The following is an 18,875-nucleotide window of genomic DNA, read 5'->3' as shown; positions in this document are numbered from 1 at the left end:
CGATAAATTTTAGTACTATACGCTATTATCTGTAAAACATGCAAAAACATGCATTTCTTAGAAGCATGCCATCATTCTACAAAATAGAAACTCCAGATTTCCAGTACTCGTCAAGTCTTGGGTCTTTTGGATTTAAATCGGTAACAATAGTACTGAGTTGGCTTAGTTCACAAACCACGTGTGGTACTTTTGTGTTTAACTTGTTGCAAGCGAACATGGTAACTACTTTGTCGGAAGCTTCCATCATTGCTTTTTTCACAATCGAAACTTCGTAATCAATTTCTGTTAGTCCTTGTTGGATATTAATTCCACTTGCGCCAATAAAGCAAATATCAGCTTTTATTTTAGAAACCACTTTAATAACGTCCATGCCAATAGTTACCATTGCGTTTTTCTGCATTTTACCACCGATAAAGATAATATCGATATTTGGATGTTGTGATAGCTGCATAGCAATTCTTAAACTATAGGTGTAAATGGTAGCTCTTAAACTGGGTGGAATCAGTTTTGCAAAAACTAAGTTGGTGCTTCCGCCACTCATAATAATAACTTGACCATCATGCAATAATGGCAGGGCTTTAGTTGCTATTTTTATCTTTTCATCTTCGCTCGTAATAATAAAATCGAAAATAGTAGGATGATTGTCAGTGATTTGAATACCGCCTCCGTAAACTTTTTTTAAGAATTTTTTGCCATTCAATTCATTTAAATCTCTTCTGATTGTGTCTTCTGATAAATCTAAATGCATTGCTAAGTCTGTCGTGATGACCCTAGAGTCTTCCTTAAGTTTGCCGAGTATGTATTTGTGTCTTTCTGCTTTTAGCATTTTTCAAAAATTAGTATGGGAACGCAAATATATTAAATAATTACATTCAATAACAGTCATTTACAAGTTTATTAAATAAGTAATTAGGTCCTTTTTTTTAGTGTAAATAAAAATATAAGGATTAAAATTTGCGTTTTTATGCGTTTTTATGATGATTTGATGAAATATATGTAAAATTTGCGCAGAGGTATGCAATTATAAAGTACATTTGCTTTATAACCATAAAAACCAAACAATTATGAAGAAATTATTTCTTATTTCTTTATTGCTTTTGTTTGTGCAGGTAGTATTTGCACAAACTAAAACAATATCAGGAACAGTAACAAATAAAGTAGACGGTATACCAATACCAGGAGCTACTGTCTTAATTAAAGGTACAAGCGAGTCCACAAGCACCGATTTTGATGGGCGGTATACTATAAAAGCTGCTGCAGGACAAATACTAAGTTTTAGCTATGTTGGTTTTGCAACTAGAGAAGTAGCTGTAAGTACACAACAAATAATAAATGCTGATTTATCAGAAAGCGCGATGAATTTGGATGAGGTTGTTGTCGTAGGATTTGCATCTCAAAAGAAAGTAAATTTAACTGGTGCTGTTGCAAAAGTAGATGTGGATCGTGCTTTAGGAAGTAAGCCTATTTCGGACATTAGCAAAGGACTACAAGGTACTACGCCTGGTTTAAATATTTCTTTCAACTCAGGAAATATTGGACGAAGTTCCGATATCAATATTCGTGGCGCGGGAACTATTATAAATGGTAAAGCTGCTGGGACTCCTTTGGTTTTAGTGGACGGTGTTCCTTCGGATATGTCACTAATCAATCCAGAAGATGTAGCTTCGATGTCTATTCTTAAAGATGCCGCGTCAGCTTCTATATATGGAGCTCGTGCAGCTTTTGGTGTGATTTTAATTACTACCAAAAACGGAAAAGATGCGAAGGGTAAAGTGCGATTTGCCTATAGTAACAATGTAGGTTGGAGCAATCCCATTTCGTTAGTTGGTTTTAATGATCCAACAAATGAGCTTCCTGCTATGATCGACGCACAAGCGAGAGCAGGAAACGCTAACCCAGAATCATTCGGAATGAATTATAAAACGTTACTTCCTGGAATAGTTAATTGGAAAGAAAAATATGCTTCTACTCGAAGTGATCAAGATAAAAACATGATTTTTGGAGAAGATTTTGATGTGATTGGAGGCAAGCTTTATTTTTATAGAGTATGGGATCCACATGCAGAAATGTTAAAGAAAAATGCAATTCAATCGTATCATAATTTCTCTGCTCAAGGTTCTTTGGGTGAAAAAAGTTCGTTCATTGTTTCCTTGGGAGTTTCGAATCAAGAAGGAGTTATGAAAATTAACAACGAAAGCAATCAAAGAGTGAACTTAAATATGGGTATGTCGACAGAATTTACGGAGTGGCTTACGGGTGATTTCAAGGTATTGTCGTCTATTCAAGAATACGATTCTCCCTTTAACTATTACAATAGTGGAGTAGATACCGAAGGAAATGGATATTTTGGATATTACATGCGTTGGGGTTCTTATTTTCCTTATGGAACATATAAAGATATTAATTTCCGTCACGCACCAGGATACATGGCTAATGCGTCTATGAATGAAAAATTAAATAATGATACTCGTTTAAGTGCGAAGCTTACTGCTCAAATTACCAAAGATTTTAATATTATTGGAGAATACAGCATCAATAATAACTTTTCTAGTTATAAAATGAATGGTGGACAAATTCCGCTTTGGGATTGGTGGTCTGGTTCTGCTGATCTTGTTTCGGGAAAGCCAACAATGATGGAGTCGGGTAACGATTTTGTAGCACAAACCAAATCATCGTATGTTCGAAATGTTGCCAATCTATATGGTAATTATTCTAAAACGTTAAATGAGGTACATAATTTTAAAGCTTTAGGAGGTTTAAATTCTGAGTGGTATGATTTCGAAAGAACGTACGGTCGCAGAAACACACTTTTAGATAAAACTAAACCTGAATTTAATTTAGCGATTGGAGACCAGTTTACTTCTCCACTTTCATCAAATTCAATTTTAAATCCAGGTTTATCTCAATACGCAATTGCTGGATTTTTTGCTCGTGTAAATTATGATTATGACGGCAAATATTTGCTTGAATTAAACGGTCGTTACGATGGTTCTTCTAAATTTCCAACTAACGAACAATGGGGCTTTTTTCCATCTGCTTCTGTAGGGTATAGAATTTCTAAAGAAAAGTTTATGGAAAGTACTAGTGGTTGGTTGAATGATCTTAAAATTCGCGCATCCATTGGTTCTATCGGAAATCAAAATATTGCAAACAACGCATTTTTGCCCATTATGACTAGTAGTAACCCTTTCTGGTTAGGTGGTGGAGCCTCAATTCCGCCGTCAGTATCGCAACCGAGTAACGTTGATCCCACATTAACTTGGGAAGAAGTGACTACTCAGGATATTGGTGTTGATTTAAGAATTTTCAGTATGCTGTCTATGACGTTTGATTATTACCAACGAGATACCAAAGGAATGTTAGCGCCAGGAAAGTCTCTTCCGGGTTCATTTGGACAAGCAGCAGCAAATACGAATTCTGGAAATTTAAGAACAAGAGGTTGGGAAGTTGCTCTTAATTTTAATAAAGAGATTACAAAAGACATTAATGTATATGCAGATCTTACGCTTTCTGATTATACAACTGAAGTGACGGAGTGGAATAACTCATCAAAATTATTAGGTTCTTTTTATGCAGGCCAAAAAATCGGTGAAATTTGGGGACTAAATTCAGATCGATTAATTCAGTCGACTGATGTGGTAGATGCAACGGGATTGATCGTAAATGGTGTTGATTATAAAAATATACGTACAGGTGCTTTTAAATACGGAGCTGGAGATGTAATGTATAATGATGTCAATGGTGACGGTGTAATTTCTAGAGGAAAAGGAACAGCAGACGATTCTGGAGATTTAAGTGTTATTGGTAATACAACGCCTCATTATCAATATGGTGTTCGTTTAGGTGGAGTTTTTTACGGATTTGATGTAGATGCATTTTTTCAAGGTGTTGGTGAACGTCAATATTGGGCAACATCAGATTTAGTTTTGCCGTTTTATAACAGAACAGATGCAATGTATGCACACATGAACGATTATTGGACTCCAACTAATACCGCAGCGTATTATCCAAATCCTTATCCGAATCATGCAGCGAGTGCTTTTGGAGCCTACGCGCCGGGATCGAACAACTTTGTAGCGCAATCAAGATATTTATTAAACATGTCTTATTTAAGATTAAAAAGCGTAACTGTTGGTTATACTTTACCAAAGACAATAAGTCAAAAAATCGGAATGGATAAAATTAGGCCATACGTTTCAGGCTTGAACTTATTGACTTTTAAAGATGGTAAATTACCTGTTGACCCAGAAATTGACGATGCAGAATCAGCTTGGGGAAGAACTTTTCCGTTTTCTAAAACATGGTCTGTAGGTATTCAACTTGCATTTTAAAAATTATTTAAAAATTAAAAAATCAATTAAAATGAGAAAATTAATAATAAACTCTAAGATAAAGATATCGATTGTCTTGCTTTCTATGGCAGGGCTGTCTTTTAGTTGCTCAGATTTTTTGGATACTCCTCCCGAAGATATATTCACTGATACAAATTTTTGGACTTCAGAAAATAATGTAAAAACATATTCTTGGCTTAATTATGATACCTTTTATGGCTACGGAAATAATGCTAGTATAACATCTGAATTTTATTTTCATACTTCGTCTGATTTAGATGACAATTTAGCGATGAATGTTTTTACCAACTTCAATACAACCGCAAACGCCACCAATAAAAATTGGAACGATTATTATACTTTGATACGCCGTTGCAACTTAATGCTAGAAAGAGTCCCAACGGTCCCAATGGATGAGGTAAAGAAAAAGCATTATACAGGTGTTGCAAAATTTTTTAGAGCTTACACTTACTTTCGTTTGGCACAACAATTTGGAGATGTTCCTTACACAGATATGTATTTATCTCAAAGCGATGTAAACGTTTATAAACCAGCTTTAAGTAGAGCCGAGGTGATTGATAATGTTATAAAAGATCTAGAAGAAGCTACTGCTTTACTTTTAGATATTGATGATTAAAATGTTACGGTTAACAAGTACACGGCTTATGCTTTATTAAGCAGAGTTTGTGTTTATGAAGGAACGAGCAAAAAGTATAATTTTTCGCAAAATGGGAATGAATACCTTCAGAAAGCAAAAACAGCCGCTTTGGTTGTTATGAATAATCCTGCTTATGTATTAAAGCCAGATTGGCAGTCGCTTTATAATTCGGTAGAATTATTGGGTAATCCAGAAGTAATTTTGGCCAAAAGATACTTAAAAGGAGTTCTAGGTAATTCAATTCAAGCCTATACAAATACTTCAACAGTTCAAAACGGATTAACAAAGTTCGGAGCAGAAAGTTACGTGACAACTAATGGTTTGCCAATTAAACAAATCGGTGGGAATGCACAATATTTAGGCGATGACAATATTGCAAACACATTTGCAAACAGAGATCCTCGTTTTTCGAAAGCTTTTGGAAAACAAGATTATGCTTATTCAGACAAGCCTTTAACGGGGTTAACATCTGTTACAGGCTACGTATTTCAGTTGTTTAACAATCCTACTACTTCGGGAACGGAAGTTACCACAATTGGACAAAACCAAATTGATGCACCTGTATTTACATTAAGTGAAGTATATTTGAATTATGCAGAGGCTTGCGCCGAATTAGGAACAGTTACTAATGCTGATTTGGATATGTCGATTAATAAAGTTCGTGCACGTGCTGGAATAGCTGCTTTAACAACTGATGGAATCAATGCAACAGCTGCTGGAGTGCAGATAAACGACGCACAACGGGTTACTGCTCTAGAACAAATTTCTGGAATCGTAAGCCCAATTATTTGGGAAGTGCGTCGCGAACGCAGAATTGAATTTATGAGTTGGACAGCCCTGCGTAAAGCCGATATTTTACGTTGGAAAAAAGGGGATTATTTAGATACTACAACTAATCCAGATGTGGCGTTAGGAGCAAGAATACCTGCCTTGATAGGTACAAGCTCTAAAACAAAAGTAAATGCCAGTGGATATGTAATTCCTTATGCTGCTGGTGTTAGCAGAGCATTTGTTTCTCCAAAAAATTACTTAACAGCTATTCCTACAAACGACATCAGTTTATATGCGGCTGAAGGAGTAGAATTGAAGCAGAATTCGGGTTGGTAGCAGCCGGTACTTAAAGATTATTAATGTTTGTTTGTTAGTAAGCTACCTCTGAATAATTGTTATTTCAGAGGTAGTATTTTACTATGATAATGCCTAAATTGAAAAAATAATTTTGAACTTTTTTCAAATCTAAAACCTTAAATAATTTTGTGAATGAGCCATTTTTTTAAAAAGCAACTCGTTGTAGCGCTGTTATTTCTTTGCAGCACATCTTATTCTTGTCAAGGAGTAACTAAAACTACAGCGGAAAAAAGCACTGACAACCGAATAAAAGCAGGAGCTGATCACTTTGAAAAATACCTTCCTTTATTAGACAATAAAAAAGTCGGAATTGTAACCAATCAAACCGGAATTTTAACGAATAAAGTTCACTTGGTCGATTTTTTAATGGAGAAAAAAATTAAAGTACAAACCATTTTTGCTCCAGAACATGGTTTTAGAGGTACTGCAGATGCAGGCGAACATGTGGTTGACGGTAAAGATGCTCAAACCGGAATTTCGATTATTTCACTTTATGGAGATAATAAAAAACCAAAAAAAGAGCAATTGGCAAAAATTGATATTATGATTTTTGATTTGCAGGATGTCGGCGCTCGTTTTTACACCTACATTTCATCGCTGCACTATGTAATGGAAGCTTGTGCAGAGCTTAATATTCCTTTAATTATCTTAGACAGACCCAATCCGAACGGCGGGATTATCGACGGACCTTTGTTAGAAAAAGAGTGTACAAGCTTTGTGGGTATGCACCCAATTCCGCTACTGCACGGAATGACAATTGGAGAATACGCCCAAATGATTAATGGCGAAAAATGGTTAAAAAATGGTATGCAATGCAAACTAAAGGTAATTGAATGTTCCAATTACAAAAGGAATATGAACTACAGTTTACTGGTAAAACCTTCACCAAATCTTCCGAACGATCAGTCGATAAATTTGTATGCCAGTTTGTGCCTTTTTGAAGGAACAAATGTAAGTGTGGGTAGAGGAACAGAAAATCAATTTCAAATATACGGATCGCCATTTTTGCCAGAAACTACTTTTTCATTTATACCAAAAGCAAATTTTGGCGCCAAAGATCCGCTTTACAATGGTAAGAAATGTTACGGTGAAGATTTGACAGACTATCCAAAATTAAAGCAATTGGAATTAAAATGGCTGATTAAAGCGTATGATAATACTGCTGATAAATCAAAATTTTTTAATGCTTTTTTTACCAAACTCGCAGGAACAAAAAAACTGCAAAAACAAATTGAAGAAGATGTTTCTGAAGCAGTAATTAGAGAAAGTTGGAAACAAGATTTGTTAGATTTTAAAAAAAGGAGATCTCCATATCTATTATATTGAAGTTAGTTTTACCAGTTGAAAATAATGATTTAAATTGAAAGAAAATGACAAACAAAAATCCTGAAACAGAGCAAGAGTCGTTGTATAAAAATTTAGATCAAATGACCGTGAAAGAATTACTCACAAACATTAATGCTGAAGATACAAAAGTGCCTCATATTGTAGAAAAACAAATTCCTAAAATTGAGAGATTAGTAAAGGATATTGTTAAAAAAATGCAATTAGGTGGACGGTTATTTTACGTTGGAGCAGGAACTTCGGGTCGTATTGGAATTTTAGATGCATCTGAATGTCCGCCTACTTTTGGTGTTTCGCACGATATGATCATTGGAATTATTGCGGGTGGTGACACGGCAATTAGAAAAGCGGTTGAAAATGCCGAAGACGATGCGGAGCAAGCATGGAAAGACTTAAGTAAATTCGAAATTTCTAGTCTCGATTTTATTATCGGAATTGCAGCGTCTGGAAATACGCCCTATGTACTTGGAGGTCTTAAAATGGCAAAAGAACACAATATTAAAACAGGAAGTATTTCCTGCATTAGCAACGGACTTATTGCTCAAGTTGCCGATCATCCGATTGAGCTGGTGGTTGGTCCAGAGTTTTTGACAGGAAGTACTAGAATGAAAGCTGGGACTGCTCAAAAGTTGGCCTTGAACATGATTTCGACTTCGGTAATGATCAAACTTGGAAAAGTAAAAGGAAATAAGATGATCGACATGCAATTGTCTAACGAAAAATTAGTGAAACGCGCCATAAAAATGATCACAGAAGAATTGCATATTGAATCTGAGGAGGCCACTGAATTACTTCAGAAATATAAAAATGTGAGAGCAGTTTTAGCCGAAAAAAGCACTAAAAAATAAATTTATAATAAAACACGAAACCGCATGTCTTCAAGTACAATTTTGATTTTCATATTTGTCTATTTTGGGATTTTACTGCTGATTTCGCAAGTGATTAGTAGAAAAGGAAATGATAATGATTCGTTTTTTAAAGCAAATAAAAATTCAAAATGGTATTTGGTTGCTTTTGGAATGATAGGAACGGCTTTATCTGGCGTGACTTTTATTTCGGTGCCGGGCGAAGTAGGATCTCCAAACGGAGAACAATTTAAATATTTTCAGTTTGTTTTAGGAAATGCAATTGGATTTATAATTATTGCAAAAGTGCTGCTTCCCTTGTATTACCGAATGAATCTGACGTCAATTTACAGTTATATAGAACAGCGCATGGGTGTTTTTAGTTATAAAACTGCTGCCACTATTTTTTTAGTGAGTAGAACCATAAGCTCGGCTTTTCGTTTGTATTTGGTCGTAATTGTTTTGCAACGTTATGTATTCGATTTTTATTCGGTTCCTTTTCCAGTTACTGTATTTTTGGCGCTTACTTTAATTTTTTTATACACCTATAAAAGTGGTTTAAAAACGATCATTATAACTGATACTTTGCAAACTTTTTTCTTGGTAAGCTCTGTTTTAATTACGATTTATTTCATCTGCGACAGTTTAAATTTAACAGTGATAGAATCGATAACTACTGTTCGAGAAAGCGACTACTCTACAATATTTTTCTTTGACGATTTTATGACCAGCAAGTATCATTTTGTTAAACAAATATTGGGCGGAATGTTTGTTACCATTGCCATGGTTGGACTCGATCAAGATTTAATGCAGAAAAATTTAAGTTGTAAAAACATTGGTGACGCACAAAAAAACATGTTCACTTTTACAGGAATTTTTGTTTTAATAAATATTATATTTTTAAGTTTAGGTGCTTTATTGTATATCTATGCAGAAAAAAACGGAATCTCAATTCCGCTCGATGAGGTAACTGGAAGACCGAGAACAGACTTACTTTTCCCTGAAATTGCACTCAACCATTTAGCCATAATTCCTGCTTTTATTTTTTTACTAGGAATCATAGCTGCCACCTTTGCAACGACCGATTCGGCACTGACTGCTTTAACCACTTCATTTTGCGTCGATTTTATGGGAATGGACAAAACCGAAAATTTGGCCAATAGCAATAACATAAAAAAAAGACATTGGATACATTTAGGATTTTCATTTTTACTATTTCTAGTAGTAATTATTTTAAATTCATTCAATGATGCTTCTGTTGTAGCGCTAATTTTTAGAGCAGCCTCGTATACATACGGACCATTATTAGGATTGTATGCATTTGGCTTGTTACAAAAATCGAGATTGGTTACCGATCGTTTGATTCCTATTATTTGTTTGCTATCTCCGCTTGCTACTTATTTTTTAAGTGAATATTCTGGTGTGTTATTCGGTTATACTTTTGATAATGAATTGATCATCATCAACGGATTATTTACCTATATCGGTATTTATTTTACAAGCACTAAATCGGTACACAAAATTAGCTTCTAGTGTAAAGAAACAGCCAAGTAGGGTATTAAAATTAAACAAAATAACTTTTAGAGTTTAACTTCATAAAATAGCTATGAAATGAAAAACAGCATTATAAATAAAAGTGTAATACTGCTTTCCTTTTTCGGAATTACAAGTTTTACCGTCTACAAAAACAACAATACTCCGTTTAGTTCTATTGTTTCGATAGTTGAGGTGCCAAAGAAAACTTCCTTTACACTTGATCCACCTTCAAAAAAAGGAGATGACAGCGCAGGGAGTCGAGAAAAGAAATGGGTTGACAGTATTTACAAGAATATGACGATAAATGAAAAGTTGGGACAGCTTTTTATGGTCTCAGCCTATTCCAATAAAGACGCTACTCACACTGCTAAAATTCAAATCTTAATAGAAAAGTATAAAGTGGGTGGAGTGATATTCTTTCAAGGCGGTCCAGTTCGTCAGGCGCAGTTGACCAACTACTATCAATCAAAAGCAAAAATTCCGTTGTTTATTGGTTTAGATGCCGAGTGGGGCTTGAGCATGCGATTGGACTCGACTTATGCTTATCCCTGGAACATGACTTTGGGAGCTATTCAAGATTTAAATTTGATTGAAGAGGTTGGTAAAAACATGGGAAGCGAGTGCAGGCGAATGGGAATCAATTTCAATTTTGCTCCAGTTTTAGACATTAACACCAACCCTTTAAATCCAATTATCGGAAACCGTTCTTTTGGCGAGAACAAAGCAAATGTTGCCAATAAGGCCATCGCGCTAATGAAAGGAATTCAGAGTCAAGACGTTTTGTGCACGGGAAAACATTTTCCAGGTCACGGAGATACCGCGTCCGATTCGCATTATACCCTTCCAACAGTTAATTTTTCAAAAGAGCGTATTGAAGACGTCGAATTGTATCCTTACAAAAAAATTTTCAAAGCGGGTTTGGCTTCCGTTATGGTGGCGCATTTAAATATTCCCAGCTTGGAGCCAGAACCCAATGTTCCTGTTTCGGCTTCTTACAATGTGGTGACGAATTTGCTTCAAAAAGAAATGAATTTCAAAGGTTTAATTTTTACCGATGGCTTAGGAATGAAAGGGGCAAGTGAATTTAAAAATAATGGAGATTTAGAAGTGGCTGTTTTTCTTGCTGGAAATGATATTTTGCTTTGTCCAAACGATGTGCCTCTCGCTTTTGAAAAACTGACGGAAGCGTATAATAACACCCAAATCACCGAAGAACGATTGGCGCATTCAGTAAAAAAAATACTGCGATACAAATACAAAGCAGGTTTGAACAATTATAAGCCAATTAAATTGCAAAACTTGCAAAGCGATTTAAATGCACCACAAAAAGAAGCGCTTCAATACCAATTATATGCAAATGCGATTACCGTTTTAAAGAACGACAATGATATTTTACCCATTAAGAATCTCAATCAAAATATTGCTTACGTAAAAATGGGTGACGACGTAAATAGTGCCTTTGTTACTACCTTAAAAAAATATACCACTGTTACTGAAGTTTCGGATTCCAATATTGATAGTTTAAACCTTCAATTGAAAGAATACGATACGGTAATTATCGGTTTTCATAAAAAAAATACAGCATGGGCTCCGTACGATTTTAGTGAGGAAGAATTAGTTTGGCTGCAAAAAATAGCCGAAAACAATAAAGTAATTGTTGATGTTTTTACTAAGCCGTATGCATTGCTGCCAATAACTAATTTTGATACTGTTGAAGGATTGGTTGTTTCGTATCAAAACGCTGATGTTGCACAAATAGTTTCAGCCGAAATTTTATTTGGATCCATTGGAGCGAGAGGGAAATTACCTGTTTCCATTAATTCTAATTTTACGCTTAATCAGGGTTTAAATACAGAGAACATTGATGTTTTAGGATTTGCAGTTCCAGAAAATCAAGGAATGAACTCTTCGGTTTTATCAAAAATTGATTGGATTGCCGACAAAGCAGTCAAGGGAAGAATGACACCAGGAATGCAAGTGTTAGTGGCTCGAAACGGTAAAGTGGTATTTCAAAAATCATATGGTAATCATACCTATAACGGAACTGAAAAAGTAACAAATACGGACTTGTACGATGTCGCTTCTCTTTCTAAAATGATTTCGACTTTACCTAATGTAATGCAAGTCTACGACCAAAAGAAGGTGAAGTTAGACAGTAAATTGGGAGCGATGTTGCCTCTTTTTGCAAAAACAGATAAAAGAAATATCACTTTTAAAGAACTCCTGTCACATTACGCAGGACTCGAAGCATGGAAGCCTTTTTATAAAAAAACATTAGACTCTTTAAACAGACCTTCACCAAAATATTACCGAAAAATGTACGACGAACAGTTTTCGAGAAAAGTAGCAGATAGTCTTTTTATTCGGAATGATTATCACGATACAATTATGAAAATAATTGCCGATTCTCCGTTAGCAGCAAAAAAAGTATACCGCTACAGCGATTATACCTTTATTATTCTAAAAGAATATTTAGAAACTGTAACGCATCAAAAATTGGAAGTGTTGAGTCAGCAAAATTTTTACAACGGAATGGGTATGAATTATACAGGATACAATCCGTTGAACCGATTCAAAAAAAACCAAATCGCACCTACAGAAATAGATAGGTACTACAGATACCAAACCATTCAAGGATACGTACACGATATGGGTGCTGCAATGGATGGTGGTGTTGCCGGTCATGCCGGAATTTTTTCGAATGCGATGGATGTGGCCAAAATGATGCAATTGTTTTTACAGAAAGGCAGTTATGGCGGAAAACGATATTTCTCTGAAGCTACTTTTGATACCTTTAATACCTGTTATTTTTGTGCAAAAAATGTACACCGCGGACTCGGTTTTGATAAAAGGTTAGAGGAAGGTGGTCCAACATGTGGCTGCACTTCGAGTGTTAGTTTTGGACACACTGGCTTTACTGGCGATATTGCGTGGGTAGATCCTGAAAAAGATTTAGTGTATGTTTTTCTGTCCAACAGAACCTATCCAGAAGTGACGGAAGAAGGAAATAAATTAGCTAAAAATAATATTAGAGAAGACATTCAAAAAATAATTTACGAGTCGATAACGGATTAATTTTTTGTTTTATAATTACAATTTTATAGCCTGATAAAGAATGAAAGATCGTATTATATCTGTTGATGTTCTCAGAGGATTTACCGTGCTGATGATGACTGTTGTTAATAATCCAGGAAGTTGGAGTTATGTCTATCCTATTTTAGATCATGCAAAATGGAATGGCTGCACGCTTGCCGATTTAGTTTTTCCTTTTTTCATCTTTATTTTAGGAATTGCGATTCCCCTGGCGATGCCTGTCAAAAAAGACGATTCAGAAACTGTTCTTAAAATAGTAACTCGTTCGCTGCGCATTTTTTGTTTGGGATTGTTTCTTAGTTTTTTTTATAAAATTCAATTTTTCGATCTGGCATCATATGTACCACTTTTGCTAATTCGCTTGTCAATTACGGCTTTGGTTGGTTATGCTTTGTTAGGAAACTTCAGTCTCAACGTCAAAGCGATTAGCGCCGTGGCTATCTTTGGTATTCTGGTAGGCTTAACCTTTAGCGGAATCAAACACTTTGACAACGTTAGATTATTAGGTGTTTTACAACGCATTGGAATTGTGTATTTGATAGTGTCACTTCTATATGTAAAAACAACAATTAAATGGCAAATCATTTTAAGTCTTATTATCCTATTAGGGTATTGGGCACTAATGACCTTCGTTAATGTTCCGGGAGTGGGTTACCCAAATCTAGAACCTGCAACCAATTTTGCATCTTGGTTGGACAGTGTTTTATTAGAAGGGCACATGTATGTAGAAACTAAAACTTGGGACCCAGAAGGAGTTCTAAGCACAGTTCCTGTTATTGCAAACGGATTATTAGGCGTTCTTGCTGGACAATTATTGAATAGCAAATCGCTTTCAAAAATAAAAATTGCTCAAATTATGGCAGGTACTGGTGTAGTGCTAGTTTGTTTAGGATTGCTTTGGTCTGTTTCTTTTCCTATTAACAAGTCAATTTGGAGCAGTTCGTATGTGTTATTCACGTCAGGAATTGCACTTTTTATTTTAAGCATTATTTACTACTTGATCGATATTCTAAGCCATAAAAAATGGACCACCTTTTTTGTTGTTTGGGGCGTCAATCCAATGATTGTTTTCTTTCTTTCGGGCATTTTACCTCGAGCATTTACAATGATCAAAGTACAAAACGCAGATAATGCTGGAGCAGCAATTAATATTCGAGAGTATGCTTATACATTTTGGATTAGCTCAAATTTCGAAAATCAAACGCTTGCATCATTGATGTATGCTGTTATTTATGTTTTATTGTGGAGCTGTTTATTGTGGTATTTCTTCAAAAAGAAAATGTTTTTTAAGGTATAATTATTGTTTGCAAATAAGGCACAAGAATTTTACGTTATAATCCAATAAATTAGCAACTATAGTCAATCAAAAAAACTATTTTTGGTTTCCTTTTAAAGCCTTTAAAAATGAACAAAAATCAACGTTTTCATATCTTTTTCACAGTAGTATTTATTTTTTTTGGATGGAATAGTCAAGCCCAAAAAAGAGAAATGCATCCCAAAACCGAATTTAGAGGGGTTTGGATCGCAACGGTAGTCAATATCGACTGGCCCAAGACGAGTAGCGATATGGTTGAAAAAGAAAAATCGGATTATTTGGAAATTTTAGATACGTACAAAAAACTGAATTTTAATGCGGTAATTGTACAAATTCGTAGTGTTGGTGATGCGTTTTACCCAAGTAATTTCTCGCCTTGGTCACGATTTTTGACTGGCAAAGAAGGGCAGGAGCCACAGCCGTATTACGATACACTTTCGTGGATGATTGATCAAGCACACCAAAGAGGCTTTGAGTTTCACGCATGGATGAATCCGTATCGCGCGACTTTTGATTTAAATAAAACGCAATTAAGCCCGAAACACGATGCATTGATACATCCCGAATGGATGATCGAATATGCGGGTAAAATATATTATGATCCAGCTTTACCAGAGGTGCAATCGCATTTGACTAGAATTGTAGAAGAAGTGGTGGAAAATTATGACATAGATGCCATTCATTTTGACGACTACTTTTATCCGTACACGGTTCCTGGAAAGTCATTTAATGATTCTGCTTCTTTTAAAAAGTTTGGAAATGGAATGAGCTTAGCCGACTGGAGACGTTCGAATGTAAATAATTTCGTACACAACATTTCGACGACAATTAAGGCGTGTAAGCCTTGGGTACAATTCGGAATTAGTCCTTTTGGTGTTTGGAGAAATAAATCAATGGATCCCAAAGGTTCGGATACCCAATCTACATCAAACTACGACGATTTATACGCAGATCCGCTGTTATGGATGGATCAAAAATGGATTGACTACATCTTGCCACAATTGTATTGGAGTATGAATAATCCAAGAGCTTCTTATTCAAAATTGGTAAAATGGTGGTCAGATAATTCCAATAATACAGCGGTTTATATTGGTCATGCTACGTATAAAATAAAAGCAGATAGTGATAAAAGCTGGAATTATATTAATGAAATTCCAACTCAAATTGATTTCTCTAGAAACTATCATAATGTGCAAGGAAATGCTTTTTACAGTGCTAAAATGTTCGTCAATAAAAACATGGATGTCGTTCGGTTGTTAGAAGAAAATCAGTTTAAATATCCGGCATTGCCTCCTGCGGTTCCTAATCTTAAAAAGAGCGTTACCGATATTCCGATGATTAACGAATTTATGAAAGACGACGGTAAATATTATGTAACAATCAAAAATCCACTGAATACAAAAGTGCGATACATTGCACTTTATAGCGCCAATACTGCCGGGAATGTTAATTATAATGATCCGACACAGTTAATAGATAAAATTGCTGTCGAAGAAAAATACGGAAATATTTATCTAGTGCTTCCCGTAGAAAAATTTGAAGAAAATAGAGGCTGCGCCTTTACTTTTATCGATTATGCTGCAAACGAAAGCAAACCAATAACCATTGATTTAGCCACAGCTTTTAAAATCAAATTACCTCAACTAATAAATGAAAACAGATAATCAACCGTGGTTTTGGATACCGTTATTAAATTTCGCTTCTGGATTTCCGTACGTAATTATTATTTCGGTTTCGGTTTTAATGTACAAGAATCTTGGAATCAGTAATGAAGATATCGGACTGTACACTAGTTTATTGTATTTGCCATGGGTAATTAAACCGCTGTGGAGTCCGTTTATTGATTTGCACGGAACCAAGCGAAAGTGGTTTTTAAGTATGCAGTTGTTTATCTCTATTGCCTTTTTAATAGTGGGATTCATCATTCCAACCAGCCATTTTTTTATATTGAGTTTAGCTATTTTCTGGGTGGCTGCCTTTGCGTCGGCATCCAATGATGTGGCGAGTGATGGTTTTTATATGTTGGCTTTGCGAAAAGAGCAGCAATCTTTCTTTTTAGGAATTCGCAGTACTTTTTATAGAGCTTCTATGCTTGCCGGAAATGGATTAATTATTTTACTGGCGGGTTATCTAGAACACAAGTACGGCGACAATCAAAAGGCCTGGTCCTATACTATGGTTTTTGTGGGATTAGTAATGTCGATTTTGACCGTTTACAACTATTTTGCCACGCCAAAAACAGAGTTGCCAATTGCTGAAGGAGCAAAAGAAGAGAAAAATTTTGCCACCGTATTTGCCAGTTTTTTTAAGAAAAAACAAATTGGACTGATTTTAGCCTTCATTCTTTTATTTCGTTTAGGAGAATCACAACTGCTCAAAATGCTGACTCCGTTTTTAGTAGATGAGACTGGAGTTGGCGGTATGGGATTGGAAACCGAAGATGTTGGTATTATTTATGGCACTTTTGGGTTAATTGCACTGACTGTTGGCGGAATATTAGGAGGTATCGCAATCTCCGCACACGGTTTAAAAAAATGGATGTTACCGATGATTTTAACAATGCACTTGCCTATCATTGGTTTTGTTTTATTGTCGCATTTTCATCCAAGCTCCATTTATTACATTTACGCTGTAGTTATCTTAGAACAATTTGGTTACGGATTCGGATTTGCAGCTTTTATGATGTACTTAATTTATGTTGCCGAAGGCGAATCAAAAACATCTCATTATGCCATTGCAACGGGTTTTATGGCATTAGGAATGATGTTACCCGGAATGTTAAGTGGCTATATTCAGCAATATTTAGGGTATGGTAATTTCTTTATTTGGGTATTTATTGCTACAATTCCCGGAATTATTTTATCTCGTTTTCTAATTTTTCCAAAAGATTACGGAAAGAAAGAAGAAACTAATTAATTCCTCTTTTTGATTCAATTGTCTAATATTAACAGTATAAAAATGAACTTCGAACTTACTTTAAAACAAAAAATAGGACAATTCTTTTTTCCAGCTGTTTTTATAAATGATTCAGAAGAAAATATTCTGGAGACCGAAGCACTAATTAAAGAACATACCATTGGTGGTTTAACTTTTTTTCACAGTCGCGCCAGTGCTGCAACCAATTATGAAAGTAAGAATAAAATTGTTTTTAATGACGACAGCTATGACCGTTTGAAAGAACTGGTAAACCGTTATCAAAAATGCGCTAAAGTGCCACTTTTGATCAGTATTGATGCCGAATGGGGTTTGGCTATGCGTGTCGAAAAAACACCTCAATATCCATATGCAATAACCTTAGGCGCGTTGCCGCTTAGTCAAAAGTGCTTGGTATATGAAGTTGGGAAACAAATTGGCTTAGATTTAAAGTCGGCTGGCGTACATTATAATTTAGCGCCTTTGGCGGATGTAAATAACAATCCGAACAATCCTGTAATTGGATACCGCTCTTTTGGTGAAGACAAAGAAAAAGTAGCGATTTTTGCTTTAGAATATTTACGAGGAATGTCGGATGTTGGTGTTTTAGGTTGTTTAAAACACTTTCCAGGACATGGTAATACCAATGTCGATTCGCATTTAGGTTTGCCTGTTTTACAAGAAACGTTGGATGATTTGATGCAAAACGAATTGTATCCTTTTATAAAAGGAATAGAAAACGATGTTGACTCCATCATGATCGGGCATTTGGCCGTTCCTGCTTTAAACGCTGGAAAAGATACCTCGGCCACGTTATCGAAACCAATTATCGAAGAACTTTTGCGTGAAAAGTTGGGCTATAACGGTCTGGTTATTTCTGATGCACTAAACATGCATAGTGTTTCCAATTTATACGATGAGAAAGGACGATTAGAATGGGAAGCATTTAATGCTGGTAATGACGTTTTGTGTTTTGCCGAAAATGTTTCGGAGGGTATTCAGCAAATTCTTAAAAATGCGACTCCAGAACGAATTGATGAAAGTTTCAATCGAATTGTGAGATGCAAAGAAAAGGTTGGCATTTTGCAGTCAGAAATTGAAAACACAGGAGGTTTAAATTTCGCCAAAGCTTCAGCACTAAACACGGAAATTGCTAAATACTGTAGTACTCAAGTAATTGATACGGTTGACTTCAAAACCATCCAAAAAGCCAATGCAGATCAGAAACTAGCCAAATTATCTCTATATAAAAGCGCAGAAAATGATTTCTTTACGACTATTAATTCGGAATTAAATTCTCCAGAATTTGAAATTTCCGCTCTTGATACTGCTGATGTAGAAACAATTGGCAATGATTTGAAACCATTTGAATATGTGATTATTTCGTTGTTCGTACCGAAAGCAAAACCAGCCAATAATTTTGAAATTGATGTCCAAATATTTGATTTACTTTCGAAGCTATTGCTAACTAAAAAATGCATCATTTATGTATTCGGAAACCCATATGTTTTACCTTTAATTCCGAACTTAAATAAAGCTGCAAGACTTATTCAAGTGTACCAAGATTTTTCAGAATTTCAAATAAATGCAGGACAGCAATTAATTACTAATGCCGCTTGCTCGGGTACTTTACCAGTAAAAATAGTACTATTATAAAGTTTTTCTCCTCGATTTTCTCTGTTTTTAGTCCAATAAATACAAATTATCTATAT

At 35.2% G+C, this 18,875-nt stretch carries 12 protein-coding genes; 11 read left to right on the top strand and 1 reads right to left on the bottom strand.

Annotation, left to right across the window (positions count from 1 at the left end):
- Nucleotides 1-76 precede the first annotated feature (76 nt).
- Nucleotides 77-826 (bottom strand): DeoR/GlpR family DNA-binding transcription regulator, encoded by a 750-nt coding sequence (locus AP058_RS05640; protein WP_066307651.1) that lies wholly within the window; start codon nucleotides 824-826, stop codon nucleotides 77-79.
- A 238-nt stretch (nucleotides 827-1,064) separates the two neighbouring features.
- On the opposite strand from AP058_RS05640, the gene AP058_RS05635 reads away from it, so the two are divergent.
- From AP058_RS05635 to AP058_RS05590, 11 genes are all read left to right on the top strand, one after another.
- Complete coding sequence (locus AP058_RS05635) at nucleotides 1,065-4,331, top strand: TonB-dependent receptor (protein WP_066307650.1); 3,267 nt, start codon at nucleotides 1,065-1,067, stop codon at nucleotides 4,329-4,331.
- 31 nt (nucleotides 4,332-4,362) lie between these two features.
- Nucleotides 4,363-4,968 (top strand): RagB/SusD family nutrient uptake outer membrane protein, encoded by a 606-nt coding sequence (locus AP058_RS17080; protein ID WP_231739556.1) that lies wholly within the window; start codon nucleotides 4,363-4,365, stop codon nucleotides 4,966-4,968.
- A 138-nt stretch (nucleotides 4,969-5,106) separates the two neighbouring features.
- Nucleotides 5,107-6,096, top strand: coding sequence for a RagB/SusD family nutrient uptake outer membrane protein (locus AP058_RS17075; RefSeq protein ID WP_231739554.1), 990 nt, complete (start codon nucleotides 5,107-5,109; stop codon nucleotides 6,094-6,096).
- A gap of 153 nt (nucleotides 6,097-6,249) precedes the next feature.
- Nucleotides 6,250-7,443 (top strand): exo-beta-N-acetylmuramidase NamZ domain-containing protein, encoded by a 1,194-nt coding sequence (locus AP058_RS05625; protein ID WP_066307648.1) that lies wholly within the window; start codon nucleotides 6,250-6,252, stop codon nucleotides 7,441-7,443.
- 44 nt (nucleotides 7,444-7,487) lie between these two features.
- Nucleotides 7,488-8,309, top strand: a complete 822-nt coding sequence (gene murQ / locus AP058_RS05620) for an N-acetylmuramic acid 6-phosphate etherase (protein ID WP_066307647.1) — start codon at nucleotides 7,488-7,490, stop codon at nucleotides 8,307-8,309.
- A gap of 24 nt (nucleotides 8,310-8,333) precedes the next feature.
- Nucleotides 8,334-9,839 carry a sodium:solute symporter gene (locus tag AP058_RS05615; RefSeq protein WP_066307646.1) on the top strand — a complete coding sequence of 502 codons (1,506 nt, stop codon included), beginning with the start codon at nucleotides 8,334-8,336 and terminating at the stop codon, nucleotides 9,837-9,839.
- Nucleotides 9,840-9,917: 78 nt separating this feature from the next.
- The gene (locus AP058_RS05610) at nucleotides 9,918-12,917 is read left to right on the top strand and encodes a glycoside hydrolase family 3 N-terminal domain-containing protein (protein ID WP_066307645.1); all 3,000 of its coding nucleotides are present in this window, start codon (nucleotides 9,918-9,920) and stop codon (nucleotides 12,915-12,917) included.
- Between the two features lie 40 nt (nucleotides 12,918-12,957).
- Nucleotides 12,958-14,232: an acyltransferase family protein gene (locus AP058_RS05605; RefSeq protein WP_066307644.1), complete on the top strand. Its 1,275-nt coding sequence runs from the start codon at nucleotides 12,958-12,960 to the stop codon at nucleotides 14,230-14,232.
- Nucleotides 14,233-14,339: 107 nt separating this feature from the next.
- Nucleotides 14,340-15,914, top strand: coding sequence for a glycoside hydrolase family 10 protein (locus tag AP058_RS05600; RefSeq protein ID WP_066307643.1), 1,575 nt, complete (start codon nucleotides 14,340-14,342; stop codon nucleotides 15,912-15,914).
- Nucleotides 15,901-17,166: an MFS transporter gene (locus AP058_RS05595; protein WP_066307641.1), complete on the top strand. Its 1,266-nt coding sequence runs from the start codon at nucleotides 15,901-15,903 to the stop codon at nucleotides 17,164-17,166. The genes AP058_RS05600 and AP058_RS05595 overlap by 14 nt, the downstream gene beginning before the upstream one ends.
- A gap of 42 nt (nucleotides 17,167-17,208) precedes the next feature.
- Nucleotides 17,209-18,819, top strand: coding sequence for a glycoside hydrolase family 3 protein (locus AP058_RS05590; RefSeq protein WP_231739551.1), 1,611 nt, complete (start codon nucleotides 17,209-17,211; stop codon nucleotides 18,817-18,819).
- Nucleotides 18,820-18,875 lie beyond the last annotated feature (56 nt).

Origin of the sequence: Flavobacterium sp. TAB 87 (assembly GCF_001529295.1) — a bacterium.
In the GTDB taxonomy this organism is placed as follows: Bacteria; Bacteroidota; Bacteroidia; order Flavobacteriales; family Flavobacteriaceae; genus Flavobacterium.
The sequence above is the reverse complement of the archived record's forward strand: the minus strand, read 5'-3'. Positions and strand labels throughout refer to the sequence as shown.

Excerpts from the sequence above, each read along its gene's own strand:
- murQ (WP_066307647.1), top strand. The coding sequence starts at position 7,488 with ATGACAAACAAAAATCCTGAAACAGAGCAAGAGTCGTTGTATAAAAAT.
- AP058_RS05615 (WP_066307646.1), top strand. The coding sequence starts at position 8,334 with ATGTCTTCAAGTACAATTTTGATTTTCATATTTGTCTATTTTGGGATT.
- AP058_RS05590 (WP_231739551.1), top strand. The coding sequence starts at position 17,209 with ATGAACTTCGAACTTACTTTAAAACAAAAAATAGGACAATTCTTTTTT.
- AP058_RS05625 (WP_066307648.1), top strand. The coding sequence starts at position 6,250 with ATGAGCCATTTTTTTAAAAAGCAACTCGTTGTAGCGCTGTTATTTCTT.
- AP058_RS17075 (WP_231739554.1), top strand. The coding sequence starts at position 5,107 with ATGAATAATCCTGCTTATGTATTAAAGCCAGATTGGCAGTCGCTTTAT.
- AP058_RS05595 (WP_066307641.1), top strand. The coding sequence starts at position 15,901 with ATGAAAACAGATAATCAACCGTGGTTTTGGATACCGTTATTAAATTTC.
- AP058_RS05605 (WP_066307644.1), top strand. The coding sequence starts at position 12,958 with ATGAAAGATCGTATTATATCTGTTGATGTTCTCAGAGGATTTACCGTG.
- AP058_RS17080 (WP_231739556.1), top strand. The coding sequence starts at position 4,363 with ATGAGAAAATTAATAATAAACTCTAAGATAAAGATATCGATTGTCTTG.
- AP058_RS05610 (WP_066307645.1), top strand. The coding sequence starts at position 9,918 with ATGAAAAACAGCATTATAAATAAAAGTGTAATACTGCTTTCCTTTTTC.
- AP058_RS05640 (WP_066307651.1), bottom strand. The coding sequence starts at position 826 with ATGCTAAAAGCAGAAAGACACAAATACATACTCGGCAAACTTAAGGAA.
- AP058_RS05600 (WP_066307643.1), top strand. The coding sequence starts at position 14,340 with ATGAACAAAAATCAACGTTTTCATATCTTTTTCACAGTAGTATTTATT.
- AP058_RS05635 (WP_066307650.1), top strand. The coding sequence starts at position 1,065 with ATGAAGAAATTATTTCTTATTTCTTTATTGCTTTTGTTTGTGCAGGTA.